General features: G+C 27.6%; 22 protein-coding genes and 5 pseudogenes. 24 read left to right on the forward strand and 3 right to left on the reverse strand.

Going from position 1 to position 25183, the window contains the following annotated elements; all coding sequences use genetic code 11:
- From Q5O44_RS12690 to Q5O44_RS12705, 4 genes and pseudogenes are all read left to right on the forward strand, one after another.
- Positions 1-3394: pseudogene (locus Q5O44_RS12690) on the forward strand (hypothetical protein); the annotation flags it as partial.
- 38 nt (positions 3395-3432) lie between these two features.
- Positions 3433-4083, forward strand: a pseudogene (locus Q5O44_RS12695) (M48 family metallopeptidase).
- Positions 4084-4289: 206 nt separating this feature from the next.
- Entirely contained in the window at positions 4290-4703 is a 414-nt protein-coding gene (locus Q5O44_RS12700) for a hypothetical protein (protein ID WP_022168814.1), read from the forward strand.
- 32 nt (positions 4704-4735) lie between these two features.
- Positions 4736-5746 (forward strand): type II toxin-antitoxin system antitoxin SocA domain-containing protein, encoded by a 1011-nt coding sequence (locus tag Q5O44_RS12705; protein WP_022168815.1) that lies wholly within the window; start codon positions 4736-4738, stop codon positions 5744-5746.
- Between the two features lie 168 nt (positions 5747-5914).
- Here Q5O44_RS12705 and Q5O44_RS12710 read toward each other — a convergent pair whose 3' ends face one another.
- The gene (locus Q5O44_RS12710; RefSeq protein WP_302638051.1) at positions 5915-6196 is read right to left on the reverse strand and encodes a helix-turn-helix transcriptional regulator; all 282 of its coding nucleotides are present in this window, start codon (positions 6194-6196) and stop codon (positions 5915-5917) included.
- On the opposite strand from Q5O44_RS12710, the pseudogene Q5O44_RS12715 reads away from it, so the two are divergent.
- From Q5O44_RS12715 to Q5O44_RS12745, 7 genes and pseudogenes are all read left to right on the forward strand, one after another.
- Positions 6197-6700: pseudogene (locus Q5O44_RS12715) on the forward strand (FAD-dependent oxidoreductase); the annotation flags it as partial.
- Between the two features lie 149 nt (positions 6701-6849).
- Complete coding sequence (locus tag Q5O44_RS12720; protein WP_022168818.1) at positions 6850-7947, forward strand: L-dopachrome tautomerase-related protein; 1098 nt, start codon at positions 6850-6852, stop codon at positions 7945-7947.
- A gap of 178 nt (positions 7948-8125) precedes the next feature.
- A pseudogene (locus Q5O44_RS12725) lies at positions 8126-8299 on the forward strand (DUF1858 domain-containing protein); the annotation flags it as partial.
- Positions 8289-8456, forward strand: a pseudogene (locus tag Q5O44_RS12730) (PAS domain-containing protein); the annotation flags it as partial. The pseudogenes Q5O44_RS12725 and Q5O44_RS12730, both read left to right, overlap by 11 nt.
- Before the next feature lie 132 nt (positions 8457-8588).
- Positions 8589-8930, forward strand: coding sequence for a cupin domain-containing protein (locus Q5O44_RS12735; RefSeq protein WP_022168820.1), 342 nt, complete (start codon positions 8589-8591; stop codon positions 8928-8930).
- 279 nt (positions 8931-9209) lie between these two features.
- Complete coding sequence (locus Q5O44_RS12740; RefSeq protein ID WP_022168821.1) at positions 9210-9527, forward strand: helix-turn-helix transcriptional regulator; 318 nt, start codon at positions 9210-9212, stop codon at positions 9525-9527.
- Between the two features lie 80 nt (positions 9528-9607).
- Complete coding sequence (locus Q5O44_RS12745) at positions 9608-10012, forward strand: arsenate reductase ArsC (RefSeq protein WP_022168822.1); 405 nt, start codon at positions 9608-9610, stop codon at positions 10010-10012.
- 49 nt (positions 10013-10061) lie between these two features.
- Here the strand turns inward: Q5O44_RS12745 and Q5O44_RS12750 are convergent, their stop codons facing one another.
- Both Q5O44_RS12750 and Q5O44_RS12755 read right to left on the reverse strand, forming a co-directional pair.
- Complete coding sequence (locus Q5O44_RS12750; RefSeq protein WP_022168823.1) at positions 10062-10505, reverse strand: hypothetical protein; 444 nt, start codon at positions 10503-10505, stop codon at positions 10062-10064.
- Between the two features lie 74 nt (positions 10506-10579).
- The gene (locus Q5O44_RS12755) at positions 10580-10969 is read right to left on the reverse strand and encodes a PadR family transcriptional regulator (protein WP_022168824.1); all 390 of its coding nucleotides are present in this window, start codon (positions 10967-10969) and stop codon (positions 10580-10582) included.
- Between the two features lie 141 nt (positions 10970-11110).
- Here Q5O44_RS12755 and Q5O44_RS12760 point away from each other — a divergent pair, with 141 nt between their 5' ends.
- From Q5O44_RS12760 to Q5O44_RS12820, 13 genes are all read left to right on the forward strand, one after another.
- Positions 11111-11401 carry a ground-like protein gene (locus Q5O44_RS12760; RefSeq protein WP_302638054.1) on the forward strand — a complete coding sequence of 97 codons (291 nt, stop codon included), beginning with the start codon at positions 11111-11113 and terminating at the stop codon, positions 11399-11401.
- 118 nt (positions 11402-11519) lie between these two features.
- Positions 11520-12176: a hypothetical protein gene (locus tag Q5O44_RS12765; protein WP_022168825.1), complete on the forward strand. Its 657-nt coding sequence runs from the start codon at positions 11520-11522 to the stop codon at positions 12174-12176.
- Between the two features lie 26 nt (positions 12177-12202).
- Positions 12203-12967, forward strand: a complete 765-nt coding sequence (locus tag Q5O44_RS12770; RefSeq protein WP_022168826.1) for a ClpP family protease — start codon at positions 12203-12205, stop codon at positions 12965-12967.
- Positions 12968-13080: 113 nt separating this feature from the next.
- Complete coding sequence (locus Q5O44_RS12775) at positions 13081-15435, forward strand: DNA translocase FtsK (RefSeq protein ID WP_022168827.1); 2355 nt, start codon at positions 13081-13083, stop codon at positions 15433-15435.
- An 80-nt stretch (positions 15436-15515) separates the two neighbouring features.
- Complete coding sequence (gene rimO, locus Q5O44_RS12780) at positions 15516-16853, forward strand: 30S ribosomal protein S12 methylthiotransferase RimO (RefSeq protein WP_022168828.1); 1338 nt, start codon at positions 15516-15518, stop codon at positions 16851-16853.
- Positions 16837-17427: a CDP-diacylglycerol--glycerol-3-phosphate 3-phosphatidyltransferase gene (gene pgsA, locus Q5O44_RS12785; RefSeq protein WP_022168829.1), complete on the forward strand. Its 591-nt coding sequence runs from the start codon at positions 16837-16839 to the stop codon at positions 17425-17427. Before rimO ends, pgsA begins: the two co-directional genes overlap by 17 nt.
- Before the next feature lie 159 nt (positions 17428-17586).
- Complete coding sequence (recA, locus tag Q5O44_RS12790) at positions 17587-18630, forward strand: recombinase RecA (protein WP_022168830.1); 1044 nt, start codon at positions 17587-17589, stop codon at positions 18628-18630.
- Between the two features lie 249 nt (positions 18631-18879).
- Positions 18880-20421 (forward strand): ribonuclease Y, encoded by a 1542-nt coding sequence (gene rny / locus Q5O44_RS12795; RefSeq protein WP_291661167.1) that lies wholly within the window; start codon positions 18880-18882, stop codon positions 20419-20421.
- Between the two features lie 140 nt (positions 20422-20561).
- The gene (locus tag Q5O44_RS12800) at positions 20562-20822 is read left to right on the forward strand and encodes a stage V sporulation protein S (protein WP_022168832.1); all 261 of its coding nucleotides are present in this window, start codon (positions 20562-20564) and stop codon (positions 20820-20822) included.
- A gap of 191 nt (positions 20823-21013) precedes the next feature.
- Entirely contained in the window at positions 21014-21274 is a 261-nt protein-coding gene (locus tag Q5O44_RS12805) for an HPr family phosphocarrier protein (RefSeq protein WP_022168833.1), read from the forward strand.
- Between the two features lie 124 nt (positions 21275-21398).
- Complete coding sequence (purB, locus tag Q5O44_RS12810; RefSeq protein ID WP_022168834.1) at positions 21399-22829, forward strand: adenylosuccinate lyase; 1431 nt, start codon at positions 21399-21401, stop codon at positions 22827-22829.
- Between the two features lie 163 nt (positions 22830-22992).
- Complete coding sequence (locus Q5O44_RS12815; protein ID WP_022168835.1) at positions 22993-24480, forward strand: hypothetical protein; 1488 nt, start codon at positions 22993-22995, stop codon at positions 24478-24480.
- 194 nt (positions 24481-24674) lie between these two features.
- Positions 24675-25169, forward strand: coding sequence for a QueT transporter family protein (locus Q5O44_RS12820; protein ID WP_022168836.1), 495 nt, complete (start codon positions 24675-24677; stop codon positions 25167-25169).
- Positions 25170-25183: the final 14 nt, after the last annotated feature.

The raw sequence follows: 25183 nt of genomic DNA on the forward strand, positions 1-25183 counted from the left end.
AAAAATGCCTTATTCAAGATTTAGAAAAATAAATAATATAAAAAAATTAGATATACTTAGAATAATAGCTATAATTGTTTTATTAATTATAACATCAACATTACTTATTAAACCGACTGTAATAGAAACTTTTAATCAAAATAGTAGTTACCTACAAGAATATTTTACTAAAATTCCTATACTAAAATACAATACTAATATTAGTATGTACATAATTATTGCTATAAGTGCTATAACTATGCTATATGTAGCAAGTGTATTTATAAAAATTTTATTAAGTAAATTTACTATAAATTCAATACAAAACAAAGATGGAAATATACAAGTAGGTAAGAGACAAAAAGAAGAATCTTTTAATCAATATTTAGATGAAATAATGTATTTTTTTGAAGTGTTTAAATATAATGTAATTTTCTTCGAAGACTTAGATAGATTTAACAATGTTGAAATATTTACAAAGTTAAGAGAGTTAAATAAATTAATTAATAGTTCTGAGAGTATAAATAGAAAAGTAACATTTGTATATGCAATTAAAGATGAGTTATTTTTTGTAGAAAAAAATAGTGTTAATGAGTTTGTAAGTATAGATAATAAGGAAAATAATAAAAATAGGACAAAATTCTTTGATTTTATTATACCTGTTATACCAATAGTAAATAGTGAAAATTCATATGATCTTCTAAAAAGGAAAATTGATGAATTTAATACTATTTATAGGGAGGAAAAAGAAAAAGTAAGCGATGAGTTGATAAGTGATATTTCATTTTTTATAGATGATATGAGATTGCTTACAAATATATATAATGAGTTTAAAATTTATTATAAAAGAATTATTATTGAAGGAAAGTGTGAATCGCTAAATGTAAATAATTTACTTGCTATGATAGTATACAAAAACTTATATCCTGTTGATTTTACTATGCTATTAAGACAACAAGGTATGGTGTATAATGTCTTTAATAAAAAAGCTGAAAATGTAGATAGTATTATGCAGGAATTATATATCGAATTAGAACAGTATAAAAGTAATATAGAACAATTAAAAAAAGAAATAGTAGAAAATGAGGAAGAATTAAAATTAATATATTTAGATGAGTGGAAGAAGAGTAATATAAGGAGGGTTAAGATTGATGATACTGAATATGACATTTCTTCATTAATAGACTTTGAAGTAATTATGAAGGCAAAAAACGCTACAAGAATTTATAAAAATATGTATTATTCATGGCAAGAAATAAGTTTTGAAAACCTAGATACTATAAATGGTAAAAAGACAAGTTATTCGAAAAGGATAACAGCAATAAAATCTATTGGAGAGAATATAAAAGATAAAATAAATTATAATAAAAAGGAAATTGAAAAACTCGATAAAAAAATAAATGAATTTAAGAGCAGTTCGATTGAACGTTTAATGAAAGATTCAAGATTTGTTAGTAATTTAGATGAAGATATAAAGGCACAGCAGCTTATAATTAGGTTATTAAAATTTGGTTACATAAATGAATCATATTCCTCTTATATTTTATATTTTTATGAAGGTAGATTTACTAAGAAAGACTTCGAGTATATTCAAGGTGTTATTCAAAATAAACCATTAAGATATGATACAGATTTGACTAATATAAAAGAAATTTTAGGTAGATTAAGAATAGAAGATTTTGAGTCAGTGTCAATATTAAATTATAATTTATTGCAATATCTTTTGGAAAACATTGATAGTAATAATAATAAGTTAAAATTAGAAAAAATTATTGAATTACTTTCAGAGTTTAATGATGAGTATCTTAATTTCATTTTTAAATTTATTGAATTAAATAATAAAAGTGGTATATCAAAATTCATTAGGTTATTATGTAATACTACAGATAAATTCTGGAATGCAGTATTTTTGAGTAGTATTATTACATGCGAACAAAGGGATAGTATTTTAAAATTAATATTTAATAATTGCGATATAAACGAGATTGTATTATTAAATAGTAAAGGTACTATGAAAGAATATATTGAATCAAAAGAAGATTTCATTAGAACAATAGCTTGGGAGTGTTATAGCCATAATTTTGGGGAAAAATGTTTAAATTTAAATATAAAAATAAAATATATAGATGAAGAAACATTTGAAATGATTTGTGATCCTAAAGACAATGTGTGTAATAAAATTATAAAATATTTATATTTAAATAACTTATATGAAATTAACGAACAAATGTTAAGAGTAATTATAGCTATTGAAAAAAACTTACTTAATGATTTAGAAAATATTAATCTTAACTACTCTAGTATTAAAAGTTATGAGTTAGAAGAACTTAAAAATTATATTGACGATAACATAAATATATATATACAGAATATCTTCAATTACAGTGATATAAGTGAGGATTCAAACACTATAATAGAACTAATAAATAATGAAAATATAGAAGATAACCTAATAAGAAACATAATAAAACAAAAAGAGTTTATCATATCAAATATTAATAATATTAAAGATAGTAATTTCTGGGGAGATGTACTTAAAAATTTAAAAGTAAGCTTTAGTTGGAGAAATATTTTTGAATATTATAAAAATCGAGATAAAGTAGATGAAGTTTTAGCTGGATTTGTGAATAAAAAGGAAGTTTATGAAAAGTTAAAAGAAGATGAATTATATGAGAATGATTTTTCAGAAAAGCAAGTTAAGGAGATAGACGGATTTGTTGAAGAATTTATAAAGTCAGAAATGGTTTCAGACATAGTAATAAATTTAGTAGCATGCAAATTAAGAGAACCATTTATTGATTTTGATTTTAATGGACTAAGCATAGAAAGAGTTAATATATTAATTAATAACGAATTAGTTACAGTAACTGAGGAGGTATATAAAGCATTAAAAAATAGTCATTTTGGAATGCATATTACTCTAGTTGAATCAAATATTAATAAATTTATTAATACTAAAATTGAATGTTTTGATACTAAGGATTTAGTATTGGTAATTGAATCACAAAAAATTACTAATGTAGATAAATTTAAGATACTTCAGGAATACAGTGAAAATATTAAAATAGATGAGTCTATAGCAGCATTAATTTTTAATTCAATAGAAGATATATTGGTTAAAGAGGAATTAAAATATGCAATGATTAAGGAAATGATTGAGTACTTACCTAATAAAGAGAGTAAAATAAAATTGTTAATATATCAAATAAAAAATATTTATAAAGAAAATATTGTTGAACTATTAGAAAAAATAGATAGTGAGTATACTGGATTATTGGAATTCAGCAGTAAAAAAATGAGAATAAGTGGTAATCATGAAAATGAGTTAATATTAAAAGCTTTAAAGGACAATGGGTATATATCATCATTTAAAAGAGAAAAAGCAAATTTAGCAGTATATAGGAAACAAAAATAAGATATTAAAAGCTTAATAATATTGTTTAGAAAATTGAAATTCATAAAAAGAAAGTAAAGAATGTAACATTAAAAGTTAAAAGGTATGGAAGTATTCACTTAACAGTGCCAGAAGCAGCTACAGATGATTATATAGAAAGAGTTATAGCTAATAAGAAAGAGTGGATACAATCACAATTAAAACATTTTAATGAGAATTACAAGAAGCCAAAAGAAAAAGAAATGGTTAGTGGAGAGAGCTTTAAGTATCTTGGTAAGAACTATAGATTAAAGATAATTGAATCTAATAAAGAGTACGTAAGGCTATATAGAGGCTATATTGAAATTCATGTTAAGGATAAAAATAATACTGCTTAAAAGCAAGAGTTACTTAAAAAGTGGTATCAAGAGAAAGCAAAAAAGAAGTTTGCAGAATTAGTACATGAATATGAACAGATAGTAAAAGAAGAGGTTAATAGTATTAGAGTAATAACAATGCAAACAAGATGGGGTAGTTGCAATGTTGAAAGAAGAAATATTAATCTGAATTTAGAGCTAATTAAAAAGCCACGTTATTGTATTGAATATGTAATACTTCATGAATTGGCACATTTAAAGTATCCTAATCATGGTAAGAAGTTTTGGGAGTATATGAGTGTACACATGCCTAACTGGGAGTGGAGAAAAAATAAATTAGAGTCAATAAATTAGATATTAAGGGAGAAAGTGAATAAAAGTTTTAGAGTTAATGTTTAGGTTATTAAGCATTAACTCTTTTTCTTTAAAAAATGTATCAATATTATTGAAACGATTTAAAAATCAAATAGAAAATGTACTAATTAGTGCATAAAAATTGACTATGTGTATATAATATAGTATTATAATAACTAAAGATATAAAAGTTGGGGGTTGATGCGGTGTCAGAACATTATAATCAAAATTATACAAGAGAAGAGGTTCAGGTTATTTTAAATAAGATAAAAGATTGTATAAATGATAACCAGTACATAATATCGCAAAATCAAAATAGAGCAGAGAATGTTCAATTTATTAATGAATATAGATTAGATGAGAAAAAAAGAAAAGAAATTTTACTAAGTATAGAAGTGGATGATTTTTGTCATTCATTAAATAACACAAATCCAGGGTATGAACATGAAGTACTTTATGTATTTTGCCCACAAAGAAATTTATTTGATATTTTTGGAGAAGAAGAATTTGTTGATATATATACTAAATTTAATATTATAGAATATAAGATTGACAAAAAGAGAGTGGTTACAATTTCATTTCATAAAAGAAATAAGCCAATTGCTTATCTGTTTAGATAATCAATTGGGGTTTTTTGAGGGAGGAATGTAAAATGAATAAGAATATGACTTTTTGCGAGCAGTGTAGGGATGATGTTCTTTATATTGAAAAAGATGAAATTATGGAAGCAAATTTAAAAGGTGAAATTTATAGATATGCTGGTAAAATAGCATTTTGTAAGGAATGTAATAGTGAAGTATTTGTTAGTAATATAAACGATTATAATTTAAAAAATTTATATAATGAGTTTAGAAAACAAAATAATATAATTTCACTTGAGCATATATTAGAAATACCTAAAAAATATAATATAGGGAAAAGACCATTATCTTTATTATTAGGATGGGGAGAACAAACATTTAGCAGATATTGTGATGGTGATATGCCAACTAAACAATATTCGATGATTTTGGAAAGAATATTTAATGATCCTAGTTATTATTTAGAGTTATTAGAAAGTAATAAAGATAGATTAAAATCTAAATCAACATATGATAAGAGTAAAGAAGCAACTAAGATGTTAATACTTGAGCAACATAGTTGCAATGAAAGTAAAATAGATTCAGTTGTTAATTATTTATTGCATGAGTGTGAAGATATTACGCCACTTGCATTACAAAAAATATTATATTATATTCAGGGTTTTTATTATGCATTTTTAAATAACTTTATATTTGAAGAAAATTGTGAAGCATGGGTTCATGGACCAGTTTTTAGGGATATATATTATAAATATAAAGAGTATAGATTTGATCCAATTATAGGGTATGATATTAGTAATACATCTGATTTATCGGTTTCTGAAAAAGCTGTTATAGACAGTGTTATAAAAAATCTAGGATGTTATAGTGGAAAGATATTAGAAGCATTTACACATGCAGAAATGCCTTGGCTAAAAACTAGAGGTGATTTGCCACTTTCTGTAGGTACAAATAGAGTAATTGAAAAAGGTTTAATAGCAGATTACTTTATGGCTGTTAAAGAAAAAAATAATATGATAAATCCTTCAGATATTGGGGACTATAGTAAAAAGATGTTTGAGCAAATTTTAAATAATAGATAGAAAAAATATAAATTTATTCAGAAAGATGATAACTACATTATCATCTTTCTGAAATTCACCCAAGTATTAGGCAAGAACTTAAATACTTGGGTTTTGTTTAACAAATATATTAATAAATAAAGTGGACAATACTATTTTTCATTGTAAATTTTCAAAGACCAGTGATCATTACTCCTGGACTTTAAAATATGTATAATCAACATTAAGAACTTCAGCTATTTCTTTTATAGTTTCTGTTTTGGGTATTCTATTTCCTTGTTCCCAATTACATACACTAGTAAAGCTCCTGTTCAATAAATTAGCAAATTCATGTTGATTTAGATTTCTCTCAAGTCTAAGATATCTTAATTTTTGAGCAAATGTATCTAATTCCATATCTTGTAGTATATTAGTATTAATATTAAACTTTATTACTGAAAACAATGTTGCAAAAGTTGCACTTTTGTACACACTGCACATGCTAAACTGATGACCACATATTATCCACTTGAAAAACTTAGAAAGATTCCTGGACTAGAATATGCTAAATATATTGATCCTTATGCAGGAAGTAAAGGAAATTCCATAAGATATCTATCTGTTGCTCCAAGAACTAATGATCTTAAAGTTGAAGGAGTTGACAATCTATTTTGTGCAGGAGAAAAGAGTGGTTTGTTTGTAGGTCATACAGAAGCAATATGCACTGGTAGTTTAGCAGGACATAATGCTGTAAGACTTGCTATAGGAATGCCTCTTCTTATATTACCTAGCTCAATTGCCATTGGAGATATAATTTCTTATGCTAATGAAAAGGCTAAAACAAGAGAAGGCAGAAAGAATAGATATACTTTTGCAGGCGCAGAGTATTTTAAGCATATGCAAGAGGTTGGTTTATATACCCTTGATAAGGATGAAATTAATTTAAGAATTAAGAAGTTAAATCTTGATAATATATTTAATCTAAAATTAGTATAAAAAATAAAAGGCTAAAGGTATCCAAAACTGCTTTTAGCCTTATTTTTTATGTAAAACTATTGAAGAATTAGATTTATTTTTTGGCATTATCTTTTAGAAAAAGCAATATTATATAAATGTGAGTAAATAAGTATATAGAAGTGTGAAGTATGAAAAAGAGAAAGCTTCCAAAGGAAAAGTTCTTTGGCAAATTAGAATCAGTATTTTCTTTTTATGGTGCAATGCCTACAGGTGTTACTATTTCTAAAAAAGGACGTATTTTTGTAAATTTTCCCAAGTGGGGTGATGATGTTAAATTTACTGTAGCTGAAATAGTAGATAATAAGTTAGTTCCTTATCCAGATTTAAAGACGAATAAGGTAGATTATGATAACCTTCTAAGATGCTTTATAAGTGTACAGAGTGTTGTTGCAGATGAGTGTGGAACACTTTGGGTACTTGATACTGCAGCACCAAATTTTTCTCAGCCTATTGATGGAGGATCAAAGCTTGTTGCAGTAGATCTTAATACTAATAAGATAAGAAGAATTTATTCTTTTCCTGATAATGTAGTTTTACCTACAACATATTTAAATGATGTACGTATTGATTATCGTGTTGGGAAAGAAGGCTATGCATATATTACAGATTCATCAGACAAGGGTCCTGGGGCAATTATTGTGGTTGATTTAAGCGATGGCAGGTCATTCAGACGTTTAAATGGAGATTCAACAACCACAGCAAATACAGATTTTATCCCAAAAGTTGAAGGAAAGGTATTGCTTAATAGAGATACTGATGGAAAAACTTCTCAGATTACAATTGCTGCAGATGGAATTGCAATATCAGAAGATGGAAAGACATTATATTACTGTCCTCTTGCCAGCCGTGATCTATATTCAATAAATACTGATGTTTTAAGAGATGAATCTATTCCTGATTCTGTTCTCTGCTCCTATGTTAAGTATTTAGGGGAGAAAGGAGCATCTGATGGCATGATTACAGATTCGAAAGGGACAATATATGCAGGTGATTATGAGAATAACAGCATAAGAAGAATTTCTCCTGATGGTGAAATGGATACTATTGTTCATAGTCCACATCTGTTGTGGCCAGATACATTTACTATAGGATGTGATAAATATTTGTATGTTATAGTAAATCAGCTACATAGACAGGCTAGATATCACTATGGAAAAGATATAAGAGAAAAACCATACAGCTTATTTAGAATATTTATAAATGAATTACCTTCACCAACAAAATAATTAAAAATGTTAACCAAGATTTATAGAATGCATAAATTAGAAATTTAAAGATAAGACTATAATCATAAATAAAGGAGGGTCTACTACAATGAAAGTAATAAATTTAAATGATTCTATTTATAATCTTCATAGTAAAAATCCTGAAGTTATTGAATTACTTTACTAATTAGGGTTTGTTGATATTAAAAAGCCAGGAATGTTAAATACAGCAGGTAGATTCATGACAATAAAAAAGGGTGCTGCTATGAAAAAGATAGATCTTGCTTTAATTAAAAATAAGTTATTTAAAAAAAGTGGTACTGACAATCCTGCTGATATTCCAGGGCATCCTGTAAATCAGGCAAAAAAATAATGAGGATTTTTGGATTAATATAGGTGAACAATTTGTCTATATACGGTATTTTGCAGTGCGTAATGAAAAAAATCAATATCTTGGAACTCTTGAAGTTACTCAAAATATAAAACATATTCAAGAAATTACAGGTGAAAAACGCCTTGTAAGTGATTAAGTAATAAAATATAAATACAGATACTGCTGACAAAGAAAAATATATGTTAGTAGTGTCTGTATTTGAATCTATGTCAAGACCTAAGATGACAGTAATAAACTTAAGATAATTAGCAATATCGGAGGAATAATTATGGAAATTAAAAAAACTAATTTAAAAGTTACAGATAGAATGGAATTAAATCCAATAGATGTAAATAGTATTAATGAACCTAAAAAATTATTAGGCATGACTCCTAAATTTAAAACTATGTATTTTGATTTTGAAGAGGGTAAAGGACTTCCAGATCATGTTCATAATGGCTATGCATCAATATTTATTTATGAAGGTAAAGTTCAAATATCATTTGAAAGTGGAGAAAAATTTGAACTTAACAAGGGTGGATATTTAGCTTTTGATGCAAGGGTAAAACATAATGTTATAGCAGAAATACAAAGCAAAGTACTAGTAACCATATCTGAATCTTTAAAATAATAAAATATGTGGAAGGTGCACTGTAGCTTTATAGCTATGGTGCTTTTTTTACTTAATATAATAATGAAAAATCATAAGATTGGCATTAAGTTATTAGAAAACGTTTGGTAGAGATTATCTACAATTGAAAGTTTAGCTTAAAACTTATGAACAAATGATAATGAGTAGAGTCCTTAGAAGAGGATATTGTTGAATCATTAGAAGGAAAAAGCATATTGTAATATTTTCATAAGAAATATATAATATACATATCGAAAAAAATAGATATGAGATGATAAAATGAAAAATAATTATCAAAATAATGCAAAGGTGTTTAAAGCTTTTTGTGATGAAAATCGTTTAATGATTTTAGAAATGCTTCAAAGTGGCGAGAAATGTGCATGCCATTTATTAGATAATTTAAATATAAGTCAATCTACATTATCACATCATATGAAGATTCTTTGTGAATCAGGTGTAGTTAATAGCAGAAAAGAAGGTAAATGGACATATTACTCAATTAGCACTGAAGGGAGTAGCTATGCTGGTGAATTATTAAAAAAACTAACCACTATTAATACCGACAAATACTTTAAAGAATATAAATGCAATATTTAAAGTTAAAGTTCATCTACTTAGATGGTTAAAATAATATATTACGTATGGAAAATAGATGAGAATTGAAAGGATGATAAATAATGAAGAAAAAAGTAGCTTTTATCTGCGTTCATAACTCTTGCAGATCACAAATGGCCGAAGCCTTAGGAAAAATTTATGGAGGAGATGTATTTGAAAGTTACTCAGCTGGTACAGAAACTAAGACACAAATAAATCAAGATGCTGTAAGAATAATAAAAGATTTATATAAAGTTGATATGAATGAAACTCAAAAGTCTAAATTATTAAGTGATATACCAACCATTGATATAGCTATAAAAATGGGATGTAACGTAGTGTGTCCATACTTAAAAGCAGATCATACTGAAGACTGGGGGTTAGAGGATCCAACAGGAAAAAGTGATGAAGAATTTATTAAAACAGCTAAAGTTATTGAAGAAAAAATTAAAGATTTAACAAGAAGAATTAAAAATAATGAAATTTAAATATCTGTCAAATAAAAAAGTTAGCAAATGAAATTGCTAACTTTTTTACTTATGCTGTTATAAGTTTATAACATGATAATCGTAATTCACCAGTAGGTGAAGTTCGTATAAACCATTGATAATTGCTAGTATTGTATGTTTGCTTTTTTATGTCCAAAAGCTCACAAGAATTTACTACAGGAATATAGTAGTACAGAATCTTGTCTTTTTGCAAAGTTATAAAAATTGTTGCTTCATTGTCAGTAAAATAATCTGTTAATGCATCAAGATGAATTTCAATATATTCATCAGTGGCATCAAATTCACATTCATATTCTTCACGAGTTTTAATATTTTGCAATGTTACATTTATCTTTGAAAACTCTTTTAGTTCTAATTTAGAATAATATAAAAAAATACTGTTTGAATTTTTTATAACTTTTTTTACTTTTAGCCTTTTATTGGGAAAATAAATCAATGATTCATGAGTTCCTAGTTCATTAATTTCTATCATTTTGTGACCCCTTTCTATATATTATAAATATTTTAATGATATAATATATAGAAATAACTGTCAAATGTTACCAATTATATAAGCATTTCTATCATTAAATCTAATGTTGATTTTGTCTTTTTTAAGTTATCAACGTAATCAGCTATATGATTTTTATAAAATTCTACACCATCATCGGTAATGGCATATACCTTTTTGCTTCGCTTATTCATGGCTTCATCACCTATCCAATGACTTGTTACATATCCTTTAAGTTCCAAATCATATAATGTTTCATATATAGTACTTGATGAAACTGGAAAAGGTCTCTCAGCATTTTGAAATTTATTACGAAATACCTCTAATATTTTATTACCAAATATGGTTTCTCCTTTAGCCAATTCTTTTAATATATAAAATGTATATAACATCTTTGTATTAACAACATTTCTTGGTGCAACAAGACGATTTCTATTACTGCTCATTTTTTTCATCCTTTCAAACTTGTATATTTTAATAGTATCAAATATAACTAGTAAAGTCTAATTATTCAAATTTTAATATGCATATTTTGAACCGAAATACTACGTTAAGAATAGAATATACTATAGAACTAAAGATAGGAGATGATTAACTTGTCAAGTAGCAAAAAATCTTGTAAATGCTGCAAGTGTTGCTGCACACCTTGCAATACATGCTGTACTTCTTGTTGTAATCAATGTTGTAATCCTTGCGGTTACAATAATTGCTGTGGTGGATACGGCGGCTATGGCGGTGGCTATGGTGGATACGGCGGAAATTGTGGTTGTGGAGGATTTGGCAACGGCTTTGGAGGCGGCTATGGCGGATTTGGTGGCTGTGGCGGCTGGTGGTGGTGGATAATTCTTATCTTCCTATTTGGTGGCTGCTGCTGGTAATAGTCATTAGAATTGAAGTATTGAAAATTTTTTTCAATACTTCTTTTTTAAAATTTAATAATTTTTTTTCCGTAAAAGGGCAACATATTATTGTAATTAATTTGTTGGAGGGTTTTAGTTGAAAAAAATATTATTAGTTGTAATGATAGTAACTTTACTAACTCCTTTAAAAATACCTATGGCATACGAAGAACCTGATGATTCTGGAGAAAGTGAAAATGAAGAAAGCTTTCCTTATCCTAAATTAGATGATTTAATGAAAGAATTAAAAGACAAGAGAAAGCAAATTGAACAGCAAAGATTAGAGGAAATAAAGGCAAAAAAACTTGAACAAGGTGAATTAATTGATGAGTCTGCTGAAGAAGGCAAGGATGATAAAAAAGATACTGAAAAAAATAAAGAGAAGGAAGTAATTCCATCATTAATAGTTAGGCTTAGAGGCAAACATTCAACAAAATATCTTTGTTCATATAGCTTTACAGAAGTTGAAAATAATTCTGAAAAAATAATTGCAAAGGATATTATTACTGATTATGAAAAACTTCTTAAAAAGTCATCTTTAAAGGTAAGAGCTAATGAAAACATTAACTTTCAATTTAGTACTGATCCTAAAGAAATCACGGTTTCAATATGGAATTTAGACAATAAAGCTTTAACTGTCAAAAGAGGTTGCATTAAAGTTCCAGATTTAGAGGGAAAATATGTTCTTATTGTTAAAGGAAATTATAAAAATGGTTTTGTAAAATATGCTGTAGTACTTGATATAAGAAAATAAAATATTAGTTAGAAAGGATATTAAATATGAATGAAACTTTTAATGAAAAAAAACATATAAGCGAATTAAATCCTGAAATTAGCAACGAAAATGGTAATAACGAAAATAATACTTCATCTAGTTGTAATACCAAGGCACAATCAGAAAAACTTGAAGAAATAAAAGAGTTAGGTACTGATAACAAGAATCAAAGCGTACATATATTACCTATAATTGGACAAATTGAAGGTCATATGGTACTTCCGCCACAAACAAAAACAACAAAATATGAGCATATAATACCTCAATTAATATCCGTACAGCAAAATGATGCTGTAAAGGGTTTACTTATAGTGTTAAATACTGTAGGAGGAGATGTTGAAGCTGGGCTTGCAATTGCAGAAATGATTAGATCTATTTCAAAACCAACTGTTTCTATAGTAATAGGTGGAGGACATTCAATTGGGGTACCACTTGCTACTTCAGCGGATTATTCATTTATTACACCATCAGCAACAATGATAGTTCATCCTGTGAGAATGAATGGATTTGTCATCGGTGTTGCACAAACATTTAACTATTTTAAAAAAATGCAAGAACGTATTAACAACTTTATTGTACGTACTTCACATATTGATAGAGAAACTCTTGAACAAATGATGCTAAAATCCGATGAGCTTCTAAATGATGTAGGAACAATTTTGATTGGTGATCAAGCGGTTGAATGTGGTCTTATTGATGAAGTTGGAGGAATTACACAAGCATTAGATAAGCTTAATGAATTAATTGAGTCTAAAGAAAATAATATGTAAAAGGAAATCCTTATGGATTTCTTTTTTTAATAATAAATCTATTTTAATTAAATTTGTACTATAATATAATTAATCTATTAAATATTTATTTAACATTCACTAGGGGGGATAAAATGGCTAAGAATAAAAAAAAGCCAATGAATAAAAAAAATACTAACGAAAATTCCAATAATAAAACTGATATAAAGGGCATAATTTTAATTGGCCTAGGTTTGATATTAGCCTTAGCTATATATACAAATTTTGCTGGTGCTTTGTCTGTTTTTGCAAGAAAAATTATTTATAATTTAATAGGTATATTATCATTAGCACTTCCTATATATCTAATTTACTTTGGAATTAATCTTATAAAGTTTAGGAGTAATATCAAATATACAAGAAAGATTATAGGTATAACGGTTATCTATGTAATTATTGGTCTATTCTTTGCTACTGTTAAGATTCAAACTGTTAATTCTATAGGATTCGCTAATACATTAAAAGATATTCTCCAAGATAATGGATTAAATATCCACGGAGGACTACTATGCCATATTGTTGCATATCCTTTATCAAGGCTGATAGGGTTTCTAGGTGCTTATATATTTTATATAACCTTTGCAATTATAAGTTCTGTATTGTTAATGGACATAACAATATATGAAATATATATGGGATTTATGAATATTTTCAAATCAAAAGAAAAATATAATAAGAAGTTTAAGTCTTCAAATAAAAAAGCCTCTTCTCCATCCATAACAATAGATGATTCAGATGAAGATAAATTTATTAAGGAAATTAATAATAAAATTCAGATATTAGATTTTATGAAAAATTCTGAAATTAAAGATAATGATAATACATTACCTGAAATAAATATCCATATAGCAGAAGAAGATAATCTTGATGAAGATAATGTGGAGCTTTTTAATAACGATACAAAGCATTCTAATGCTAAACATAGTAAAGGAATTACTGAAGCTGAGAAAAATGTTGTAACTAAAGAAATTGATACAATGCTTAATACAAATAAAGATAATTCTATTAAAATTTATACTTATCCAAAACTAGATTTATTAAATAATAATACTAAATCAAAAATGAAAAATGAAGATAAGCAAGATCTATTTGATAATGCAAATAAATTAGAAGATACTTTAATGAGCTTTGGCGTAGAAGCTAAAGTTCTACAAGTTACAAAAGGACCATCGGTAACACGTTTTGAAATACAACCTAGTCCAGGTGTTAAGGTTTCAAAAATTGTAAATCTACAAGATGATATTGCTTTAGGACTTGCTGCTAGCGCTGTAAGAATGGAAGCACCAATTCCAGGTAAATCAGCCATTGGTATAGAAGTACCTAATAAAAAGCAAACCCCAGTATTCTTAAGAGAAGTACTTGATTCTAAAGAATTCCAAGAAAGTACTAAAAAGATTTCTTTTGCTTTAGGTAAGGATATAACTGGTACATGCATAGTTGGTGATTTAAGTGAAATGCCTCATATGCTTATTGCTGGAGCTACAGGTTCAGGAAAATCTGTATGCATAAATTCACTTATAGTGAGTCTTTTGTATAAATATTCTCCTGATGAGATAAAACTTCTGATGATTGACCCTAAGGTTGTCGAGCTTAGTGTTTATAATGGAATTCCTCATTTATTAATTCCAGTAGTTACAGAACCTAAAAAAGCTGCTGGTGCTTTAAATTGGGCTGTAAATGAAATGGATAAAAGATATGAACTATTCACTAAATACAAGGTTAAGAATATAAAATCTTATAACCAGCAAGTTGAAAAAGGATTCATAAGTGAAAAGCTTCCTTATATAGTTTTAATCGTAGATGAGCTTGCTGACTTAATGATGACATGCCCTAACGATGTAGAAGATTATATATGTAGACTTGCACAAAAAGCTAGAGCTGCTGGTATACATCTTATTATTGCTACTCAAAGACCTTCTGTAGATGTAATAACAGGTGTAATAAAAGCTAATATTCCTTCAAGAATTTCTTTTGCTGTTTCATCAGGTATTGACTCTAGAACAATCCTTGATCAGACTGGTGCTGAAAAATTATTAGGAAGAGGGGATATGCTTTACTCTCCAATGGGTGCTAATAAGCCACTTAGAATACAAGGAGCATTTATATCTGAAGAGGAAGTGGAAAATGTAGTAGACTTTATAAAAAGCAGTGAAGATGAAGTAAATTACAGAGAAGAAATTATTGAACATATTAATAACGAAAGTTTATCCACTACTAATAACAGTAGTGGAGGAGAAGAAAATGATGTGCTTTTAGATGAAGCAATACAACTTGTAGTTGAATATCAACAGGTTTCTACGTCCTTTATACAAAGAAAGTTTAAAATAGGATTTAATAGAGCTTCAAGGATTATGGAAGAACTTGAGGCCCAAGGTATAATTTCTGAAAGGGATGGTAGTAAGCCAAGGAAAGTACTTATATCAAAAGATGAAATTTATAATAAACAGTAATACAAAATACTTGTAAATATAGCTGTGTTCAATTAAAATAAGTTATGGTTAAATACAAAACACTTAGGAGGAAAAGAAGTTTGAGTAAGTTTAAAGTCGGAATGGTCAGCCTTGGCTGTGATAAAAATAGAGTTGATTCTGAATTAATATTAGGTTCAATCAATAAGTTTTATGAAATAACAAATAATCCAAAGGATGCTGAAATTATAATAATAAATACATGTGGATTTATTGAAAGTGCTAAGCAGGAATCAATTGACACCATCTTAGAAATGGCAGAATATAAAAAGACGCATAAATGTAAAATGATTATTGCAACAGGTTGTTTAACTCAAAGATATGGAGATGAGCTTCTAGAATTAATCCCTGAAATTGATATATTAATGGGTGTTAATGACTATATGAAGCTACACAAACTTATTGTTGATTTTATAAAGACAGAACAAAGAGTTTCATCAACTACTTATAAGGATGAAGGAGTAAATGAAGGTGAAAGAATATTAACTACAAATTCACATACTGCTTACCTTAGAATTGCTGAAGGATGTAATAACTTCTGTACTTACTGCATAATTCCTAAAATAAGAGGAAAATTTAGAAGTAGAAGTAAAGAATCTATATTAGCTGAAGCTAATTCATTAGTAAATCAAGGTGTAAAAGAAATAATACTAATTGCTCAAGATTTAACTAACTACGGTGAAGATCTATACGGAAAGAACCAATTACATGTTTTAGTAAATGAATTATCAGAAATAGAAGGATTAGAGTGGATAAGACTTCTTTACTGTTATCCAGAAGAAATAACTAATGAGTTAATAGAAGTTATAGCTAATAATCCAAAGGTTATGAAGTACTTAGATTTACCAATTCAGCACATAAGCAATAATATTTTAAAAATGATGGCTAGAAAGACTAATAAGGAAACTATCATTGATAAAATTGATTTATTACGTGAAAAAGTACCTGGAATAACTTTAAGAACATCATTGATTGTTGGATTCCCTGGTGAAACAGAAGAGGACTTTAATGAGTTATGTAGCTTCTTAAAAGATTATAAGCTTGATAATGTAGGTGTATTTACTTATTCGCAAGAAGAAGGAACAGCTGCAGCTAAATTACCAAATCAAATAGATGAAGATGTTAAAATCAAGAGAAAAGAAACTCTTATGAATATTCAAAGAGGTATTGTTAGAGATTTAAATAAATTGAAAATAGGTAATATATATGATACTATTATAGATGGCAGTACTGGAGAATATTACATAGGAAGAAATTATGAAATGGCTCCAGAAATAGATGGCTTAATTTATGTTACTAAGAAGAAAACTCTAAAGAAAGGTGATATAATTAAAGTCAAGATAACAAATGTTATGGAATACGATTTGGTGGGAGATGTTTGGGATGAATCTAGCAAATAAATTAACTATGTTAAGAGTTATATTAGTTCCTATATTCCTAATATTCTTAATTGGGAAAGGAATTCCTTATGGCTCAATAATAGCTACATTAATATTTATAATAGCTTCATTAACTGATCAACTTGATGGATATATTGCAAGAAGCAGAAACCAAATAACTAACTTCGGTAAGTTTATGGATCCATTAGCTGATAAATTATTAGTTACAGCTGCATTAATTTCACTAGTTGAATTACATTTAATACCTAGTTGGGCTGCAGTAATAATAATTGCAAGAGAATTTGCTGTATCTGGCCTTAGAACTGTTGCTGCATCAGAAGGTACTGTAATAGCTGCCAGCTGGTGGGGAAAAATTAAGACAGTTACTCAAATAATAGCTATATTATTATTATTATTGCAAGTTAATATTGAATCAATAAAGGCATTAAATAGTTCGTTTGAAGCAAGTGCATTTTTAAATAATTTCTTTGCATATGCTCCAAAAATAGCATTATTTATAGCAATAGCTATGACTATAATTTCTGGAATTGACTACTTTATAAAAAATAAAGGTGCAATTTCATCAAATAAATAGTTTAAAATATTAAAAATAGGTTATACTTAAAAAAGTTCCTTCTATTATTAGATGGAACTTTTAACATATAGCAAAAACTATTATATTTTTATTGACTAACAGAATTATTTTGTTTATAATTTACTTATGGAACAAATGTTCGAGAAAGGGTGAAGTTTAATGGCAAATATCGATATGGATAAAATGAAAGCTATCGAAAGTGCAATGGGACAGATAGAAAAACAATTTGGTAAAGGTTCAATAATGAAATTAGGAGAACATAGCTCACTAAATGTTGATGCTATTTCTACTGGTTCTCTAGATTTAGATATAGCTTTAGGAATTGGTGGTGTACCTAGAGGAAGAATAATTGAAATATACGGTCCTGAAAGTTCTGGTAAAACAACAGTGGCATTACATATTTCAGCAGAAGCTCAAAAAAGGGGAGGGGCAGTTGCGTTTATCGATGCTGAACATGCTTTAGATCCTAGTTATGCAAGAAATGTTGGAGTTGATACTGAAAATCTTATCGTATCTCAACCAGATACTGGTGAGCAAGGATTAGAAATTACAGAAGCATTAGTTCGTTCAGGTGCTATTGATGTTGTAGTAGTTGACTCTGTTGCTGCTTTAGTACCTAGAGCTGAAATTGAGGGAGAAATGGGTGATTCTCACGTTGGTCTGCAAGCAAGACTAATGTCTCAAGCTTTAAGAAAATTAACAGGTACAATAAATAAGTCAAACTGTATTGTAATATTCATTAACCAATTAAGAGAAAAAGTTGGTGTAATGTTTGGTAATCCTGAAACAACTACAGGAGGTAGAGCTCTTAAATTCTATGCTTCTGTAAGAATGGATGTTAGAAGAATAGATTCTATTAAACAAGGTGATGAAATAATAGGTAATAGAACTAGAGTTAAAATAATGAAGAATAAAGTTGCACCTCCATTTAAAGTGGCTGAGTTCGATATTATGTACAACGAAGGTATTTCTAAAGTTGGAAATATTATAGATGTAGGTGTTAAAGAAAGCATAGTTCAAAAGAGTGGAGCTTGGTTCTCTTACAATGACATCAGACTTGGTCAAGGTAGAGAAAATGCTAAACAATACTTAAGAGAAAACCCTGAAGTAGCATTAGAAATTGAAAATCAAATTAGAAGCAAATACGATTTACCTTTAAATCAAGGTAACGTTAAGGCTACATCTGAACAAACTGAAGAATAATTAGTAAAAAAATCGCTTTATAGCGATTTTTTTTGTTGTATAAACAAAATGATATAGGTTATAATAATAAGGTAATTGCTTATTAATAAAATATGATAAAATCAACTAAACTTGACATAATTTTATTTATAAGATAAAATAATAACAAATACTGGTTTATCATATTCAAGGTTCAGTGAGAATAATATGACACCTACTACGCTTTTATTTTTATATATACGTATAATTAATGTGCTAGGAGGTGTTGGAATGAATATATTACTAATAATATTAGGTAATATTATTGTGTTAGCAATTATGAGTTTCATAATTTATAAGCTGATACAAACAGCCACAAAAAAAAGAGTCAGTATTTTAGAGAATGAAGCAGAAGAGTTACTTAGAAAAGCGACACGAGAAGCAGAAGCTACTAAAAAAGAATCTATTTTAGAGGCAAAAGAAGAAGTTCACAGACTTAGAAGTGATTTTGATAAAGAATCTCGTGAGAGAAGAAATGAAATTCAAAGACTTGAAAGAAGAGTTATTCAAAGAGAAGAGACTCTTGATAAAAAAGGTGACCTTTTAGAGAAAAAAGAGGAAACTATCAATAAAAGACTTCGTGAAATAGATGAAATGGAATCAAATGTGCAAAAATTGTGCCAAAAAAGAAGAGAAGAATTAGAAAAAGTAGCTAATCTATCTTCAGAAGAAGCTAGAGAAATATTACTAGCTGAAGTTAAAAGAGAAGTATCTCATGAAGCTGCACTAATGATAAAAGAAATTGAATCTAAAGCAAAAGATGAAGCTGATAAAAAAGCTAGAGAAATAATAACTACAGCTATTCAACGCTGTGCTGCAGATCATGTTTCAGAGTCTACTGTACATGTTGTACCATTACCAAATGATGAAATGAAGGGTAGAATTATTGGTAGAGAAGGGCGAAATATAAGAACAATAGAAACATTAACAGGAGTAGATTTAATTATTGATGATACTCCAGAAGCTGTTATATTATCAAGTTTTGATCCAATAAGAAGAGAGGTTGCTAGAATAGCACTGGAAAAATTAATAGTTGATGGTAGAATACATCCTGCTAGAATTGAAGAGATGGTTGAGAGAGCTCAAAAGGATGTTGAAAATGACATTAAAGAAGAAGGTGAACAAGCAACGTTAGAAACTGGTGTACATGGTTTACATCCAGAAATAACTAAATTATTAGGTAGATTAAAGTATCGTACTAGTTACGGACAAAATGTTTTAAAACATTCTATCGAAGTTGCTTATTTAGCTGCATTAATGGCTTCAGAATTAGGTCTTGATGTTAATTTAGCAAAAAGAGCAGGTTTACTTCATGATATAGGTAAAGCTGTAGATCAAGAACAAGAAGGTCCTCATGCATTAATAGGGGGAGATTTAGCTAAGAAATACCATGAATCTCCATTAGTAGTTAATGCTATTGCAGCACATCATGGTGATGTGGAAATGCTTTCAATGGAAGCAATATTAGTTCAGGCTGCAGATGCAATATCAGCTGCAAGACCTGGCGCAAGAAGAGAAACTGTAGAAACTTATATTAAGCGTTTAGAAAAGTTAGAAGAAATCGCAAATTCTTATGAGGGTGTAGAAAAGTCATATGCTATTCAAGCTGGAAGAGAAATAAGAATTATGGTTAAACCGGAAGTATTAGACGATGCTGGTTCAATTGAATTAGCACGTGATTTAGCTAAGAGTATTGAAGAGCAATTAGAATATCCAGGACAAATTAAAATTAACGTAATTAGAGAAACTAGAGCAGTTGATTTTGCTAAATAATAAATAAAAAATACATTTTGTTTTAACAAAATGTATTTTTTTATAAAATAAAGAGGATATTCTTGCTTTTAATAGAATATATATAAGTGTAGAAGTAATATTATATTAATATTTATGTAAACGATTTAGGAGGAATCTAAATGGAAGTATTAAAAGTATCAACAAAATCAAACCCAAATTCAGTTGCAGGCGCTTTAGCTGCAATAATCAAAGAAAAAAATATAGTTGAAATTCAAGCTGTAGGTGCAGGTGCAATTAATCAAGCTGTAAAAGCTATTGCCATTGCTAGAGGATTTGTAGCACCAAGCGGAAGAGATATAGTATGTGTTCCTGCTTTTACTGATATTGAAATAGACGGACAAGAAAGAACCGCTATAAAGTTAATAGTCCAGCCTAGATAACATATATTAAACATTAAAAGCTATAAATATTTTTATAGCTTTTTTTTCATTTTCCAATAAATTCATAGTATAAATCCAAAAAATAGTGCTTTTTTTCTAAAAGATATACATAATACTTGAAATTATTTTTTTATCGTTATATAATGTAATCGTTAGATATATATATAAAATTAAGTAAAGAGGTGTGTTAGATGGTATCTAAAGAAGTAGTAGTTAACAATGGAACTGGTTTACACGCAAGACCAGCGACTTTATTAGTAAAGAAAGCTTCAGCTTTCAAATCAGATGTAAGCATTGAATTTAACGGAAAAAAAGCTAACGTTAAGAGCTTAATTGGAGTTTTATCTTTAGGAGTAACTAAAGGTGCAGCAATAACTGTAAGTGCTACTGGTGATGATGAAACTTTAGCTTGTGAAGAAATTGCTAAGTTAATCGAAAACATGGAAGAATAAGAAAAAAAGTGCATAAATGCACTTTTTTTGAATTTATGAAAAAAAACCATGTAAATTTTCAATAAAGTATGATATAATACGAATGAAAAATTAATTTAATAACTTTTTATTCGGAGGTATTAATATGAGAGATTTATACAGTACACCACTAAATTCAAGATATGCATCTAAAGAAATGAGCTACATATTCTCAGAAGATATGAAATTTTCTACTTGGAGAAAGTTATGGGTCGCATTAGCTGAAGCAGAAAAAGAATTAGGCTTAGACATAACTGATGAACAAATTAAGGAATTAAAAGATAATATATATAATATCAATTACGATGATGCCATAAAAAAAGAAAAAGAAGTAAGACATGATGTAATGAGTCATGTATATGCATATGGATTACAATGTCCTAAAGCTAAGGGTATAATCCATTTAGGAGCTACAAGCTGCTATGTAGGAGATAATACAGATATAATATTAATGAAGGAAGCTTTAGAAATAATTAAAGAAAAGATTGTAGCAGTTTTATCTCATTTATCTAAATTTGCTTTAAAATATAAGGATATGCCAACTTTAGGATTTACTCATTTCCAACCTGCTCAGTTGACTACAGTAGGTAAGAGAGCAACGTTATATATGCAAGACCTTGTGATGGACTTAGAAAATATAGAATTCTTAATTTCTACATTAAAATTAAGAGGTGTAAAAGGAACAACTGGAACACAAGCAAGCTTTATGGCATTATTTAATGGTGATGAAGAAAAGGTAAAAGAATTAGACATGCTAGTTGCTAAAAAAATGGGCTTTAGCAAAAGTTATGGGGTGACAGGGCAAACTTATCCTAGAAAATTAGATTCAATAGTTTTAAATACATTATCAGAAGTTGCACAAAGTGCATATAAATTTAGTAATGATTTAAGACTTCTTCAAAACTTAAAAGAAGTGGAAGAACCTTTTGAAAAGAACCAAATTGGATCTTCAGCTATGGCATACAAAAGAAATCCAATGAGAAGTGAAAGAATAAGTGCATTAGCAAGATACGTAATAGTAAATTCATTAAATCCTGCAATAACAGCTGGAACACAATGGTTTGAAAGAACTTTAGATGACTCTGCTAATAAGAGACTTTCTGTTGCTGAAGGCTTCTTAGCATTAGATGGTGTTTTAAATCTATATATAAACATTGCTGAAAATATGGTTGTATATGATAAAGTAATAGCATCTCATGTAATGAATGAACTTCCATTTATGGCTACAGAAAACATTATGATGGCTTCTGTTAAAAAAGGTGGAGATAGACAAGAATTACATGAAAGAGTTAGAGTTCATTCAATGGCTGCAGCTCAAAGAGTTAAAGGTGAAGGTTTAGACAATGATTTAATTGAAAGAATCATAAATGATCCAACTTTCAATTTATCAAGAGAAGAGATAGAGTCAATAATAAATCCTACAGATTTTGTTGGAAGAGCACCAAGTCAAGTTGTTGAATTCATTGATGAATATGTAAACCCATATCTTGAAAAATATAAAGAATATCTTGATATAAAGACTGATATAAATGTTTAATAGAAATTAATATAGATAAAAGTGAGGATAGATTTTTTAATCTATCCTTTTTTATTTGTATAAGAGAGCCTTAGTAAGCAAAAACTTCTCTACTATGTAATCTTATTTATATCTAAATCATAAAATATATGGAACCTATATTAATAGAGAGGTCTAAAATTATATGATGAAGGATATGATTAATTTAGATGATAGTAATAAGGAGTTAAGTGTGTCAAAAGAAAAGATAGACATACTAATTAGAGAAATTAAAGCTAAAGGAGAAAAAGTAATAAAGGTATATAATTCATTTTCACAAGTTGATTCCTGTGGTTATTCATTAACACAATTATATAAATTAACAGAGCAGAATATAAATTATAAGGATAATGAATATCGTTTTTTCACTACTATGACTAAATGCTCAATGTTTCAGTGGAATAATCATGATAATGTACTTGAGTTATCTAAATATATACTTAATGAAAAATTATTAACAGTATATTTTAAATATATAAAATTTAAAAACAATAAAATATTTTCTGTGTTAAGACAGGATATAAAAATGGAAGAATTAAATATAGCTATTAATAAGTTAAGTGCACTATTAAATAATAGCTTTGCTTTATTACCACCCATATATAGTAATGCCTATACAGAAGATTTTATAAATTCTGATATTTATAATAAGTCTTTATCAGAAGAAGCATTACAAAATGAAGTTAAACGTATTAATTTTAATCATAACGGACATTTAATAACAAGTTATACTAATAATAGTATAAGTTATTGGATTAAGGGACTTATTTATAGAGATAAGAAAAATGAAGCATTTAATAAATATTATGCTTATGAACGAGAAATATTAAAGCAATTTAAAGAAAATATTGATTGCTTAAATATATACATCAAATCATTTAAATTTTTAAAACCAGTATTGATTGATGAAGAATATAATTCAATATCAAAATATATATTAAACGAGGATGAGTTTGGATTATATTTAAAGGATTTATGCAATAAATTAATGAAGTATAGAAACTATCTAAGCATTATAAATAAGGTTGAAGCATTAGATGAAGAAGTATTGAATCTTTTAAACTTTATATATACCAATACTAAATCAGTATATGAAGGTGAAGAATTATTAAGGTTCATCAATAAATATTACTATTACTTGCTTATAAATAACCTTGAGAAAAATAATTCGTATATTAGTGAATATAAATCAATTGAGGATTATTTTAATATACTTATTAAAGCTGTTAAATTTACAAATAGAATTTTAAATAAGGATTCTACTTTGGATATTTATTTAAATAAACTTTTTAAGGAAGATGTAAGTACTGAAACTGATGCTGTTGCTAATACAGGAATTAATTATGAAAGTGAAATATTATCTTTATTAAAATCCTGGGGATACAAAATAATATATAATTACCATTATGATAATTATATATTAAAATATATAGTGTGTACGAAAGAAAATTCTAAAAACTTCATACCTATATATTTCGATAGTTTAAATAACTTTAACGAAAATAACTTAAAAGAAATATTATATCTTTTAGCTGATTCTAAAGACATTTTATTTATATGGAGCCGCGACTGGTGGTATAAGCGTAATAGTGAAACCATAAGGATACGCTCACTCCTTAATAGAATATTATAAATATTGATTTTTTTGATAATTTTGTGTATAATTAGTATCAGACAGTTCGAGAACCTCCTGTCTTTAAATAAAACTAGGTGTTTATAATAGACTTATTAAGGTTATTATGGTACCTATATTTATATATAGGTACCTTTTTTATTTGGTCTATTTTCTTAAAAGGTTCTAATATTATTATTAGGAGAGACGTAAATATGAATAAGACTAAAAGAATAGTTACAACAGCTGCAATAGCAGCACTTTATGCAGCTACAACATTAGTTATAGCTCCATTATCTTTTGGAAACTATCAATTTAGGATTTCAGAAGTATTAGTACTACTTGCTTTATTTGATCCACTTTATATTGGTGGATTAACACTAGGGTGCTTTATTGCAAATATGCTAGGCCCTAATGGGATAATGGATGTAATCTTTGGAACTATAGCTACATTTATAAGTGTGCTTGCTGTTTATTACACACCAAAGGTTATAAGAAATAGTAAAACTGCATTAATTATAGCATCTTTATGGCCAACCATAATAAATGGGCTAATTATAGGAGTTATGTTAAGTTATCTTTATGCTTTACCATTAATACTTACAATTTTCCAGGTGGCACTAGGAGAGTTTGTGGTGGTAACTATATTAGGAGTTCCTTTTATAAACTTTATAAAACCATATATGAAAAAGATAATACCAAATTTATAATTAATAGGCATTTC

It is taken from the genome of Clostridium sp. CAG:221, assembly GCA_000435835.1.
Lineage (GTDB): Bacteria > Bacillota > Clostridia > Clostridiales > Clostridiaceae > Clostridium.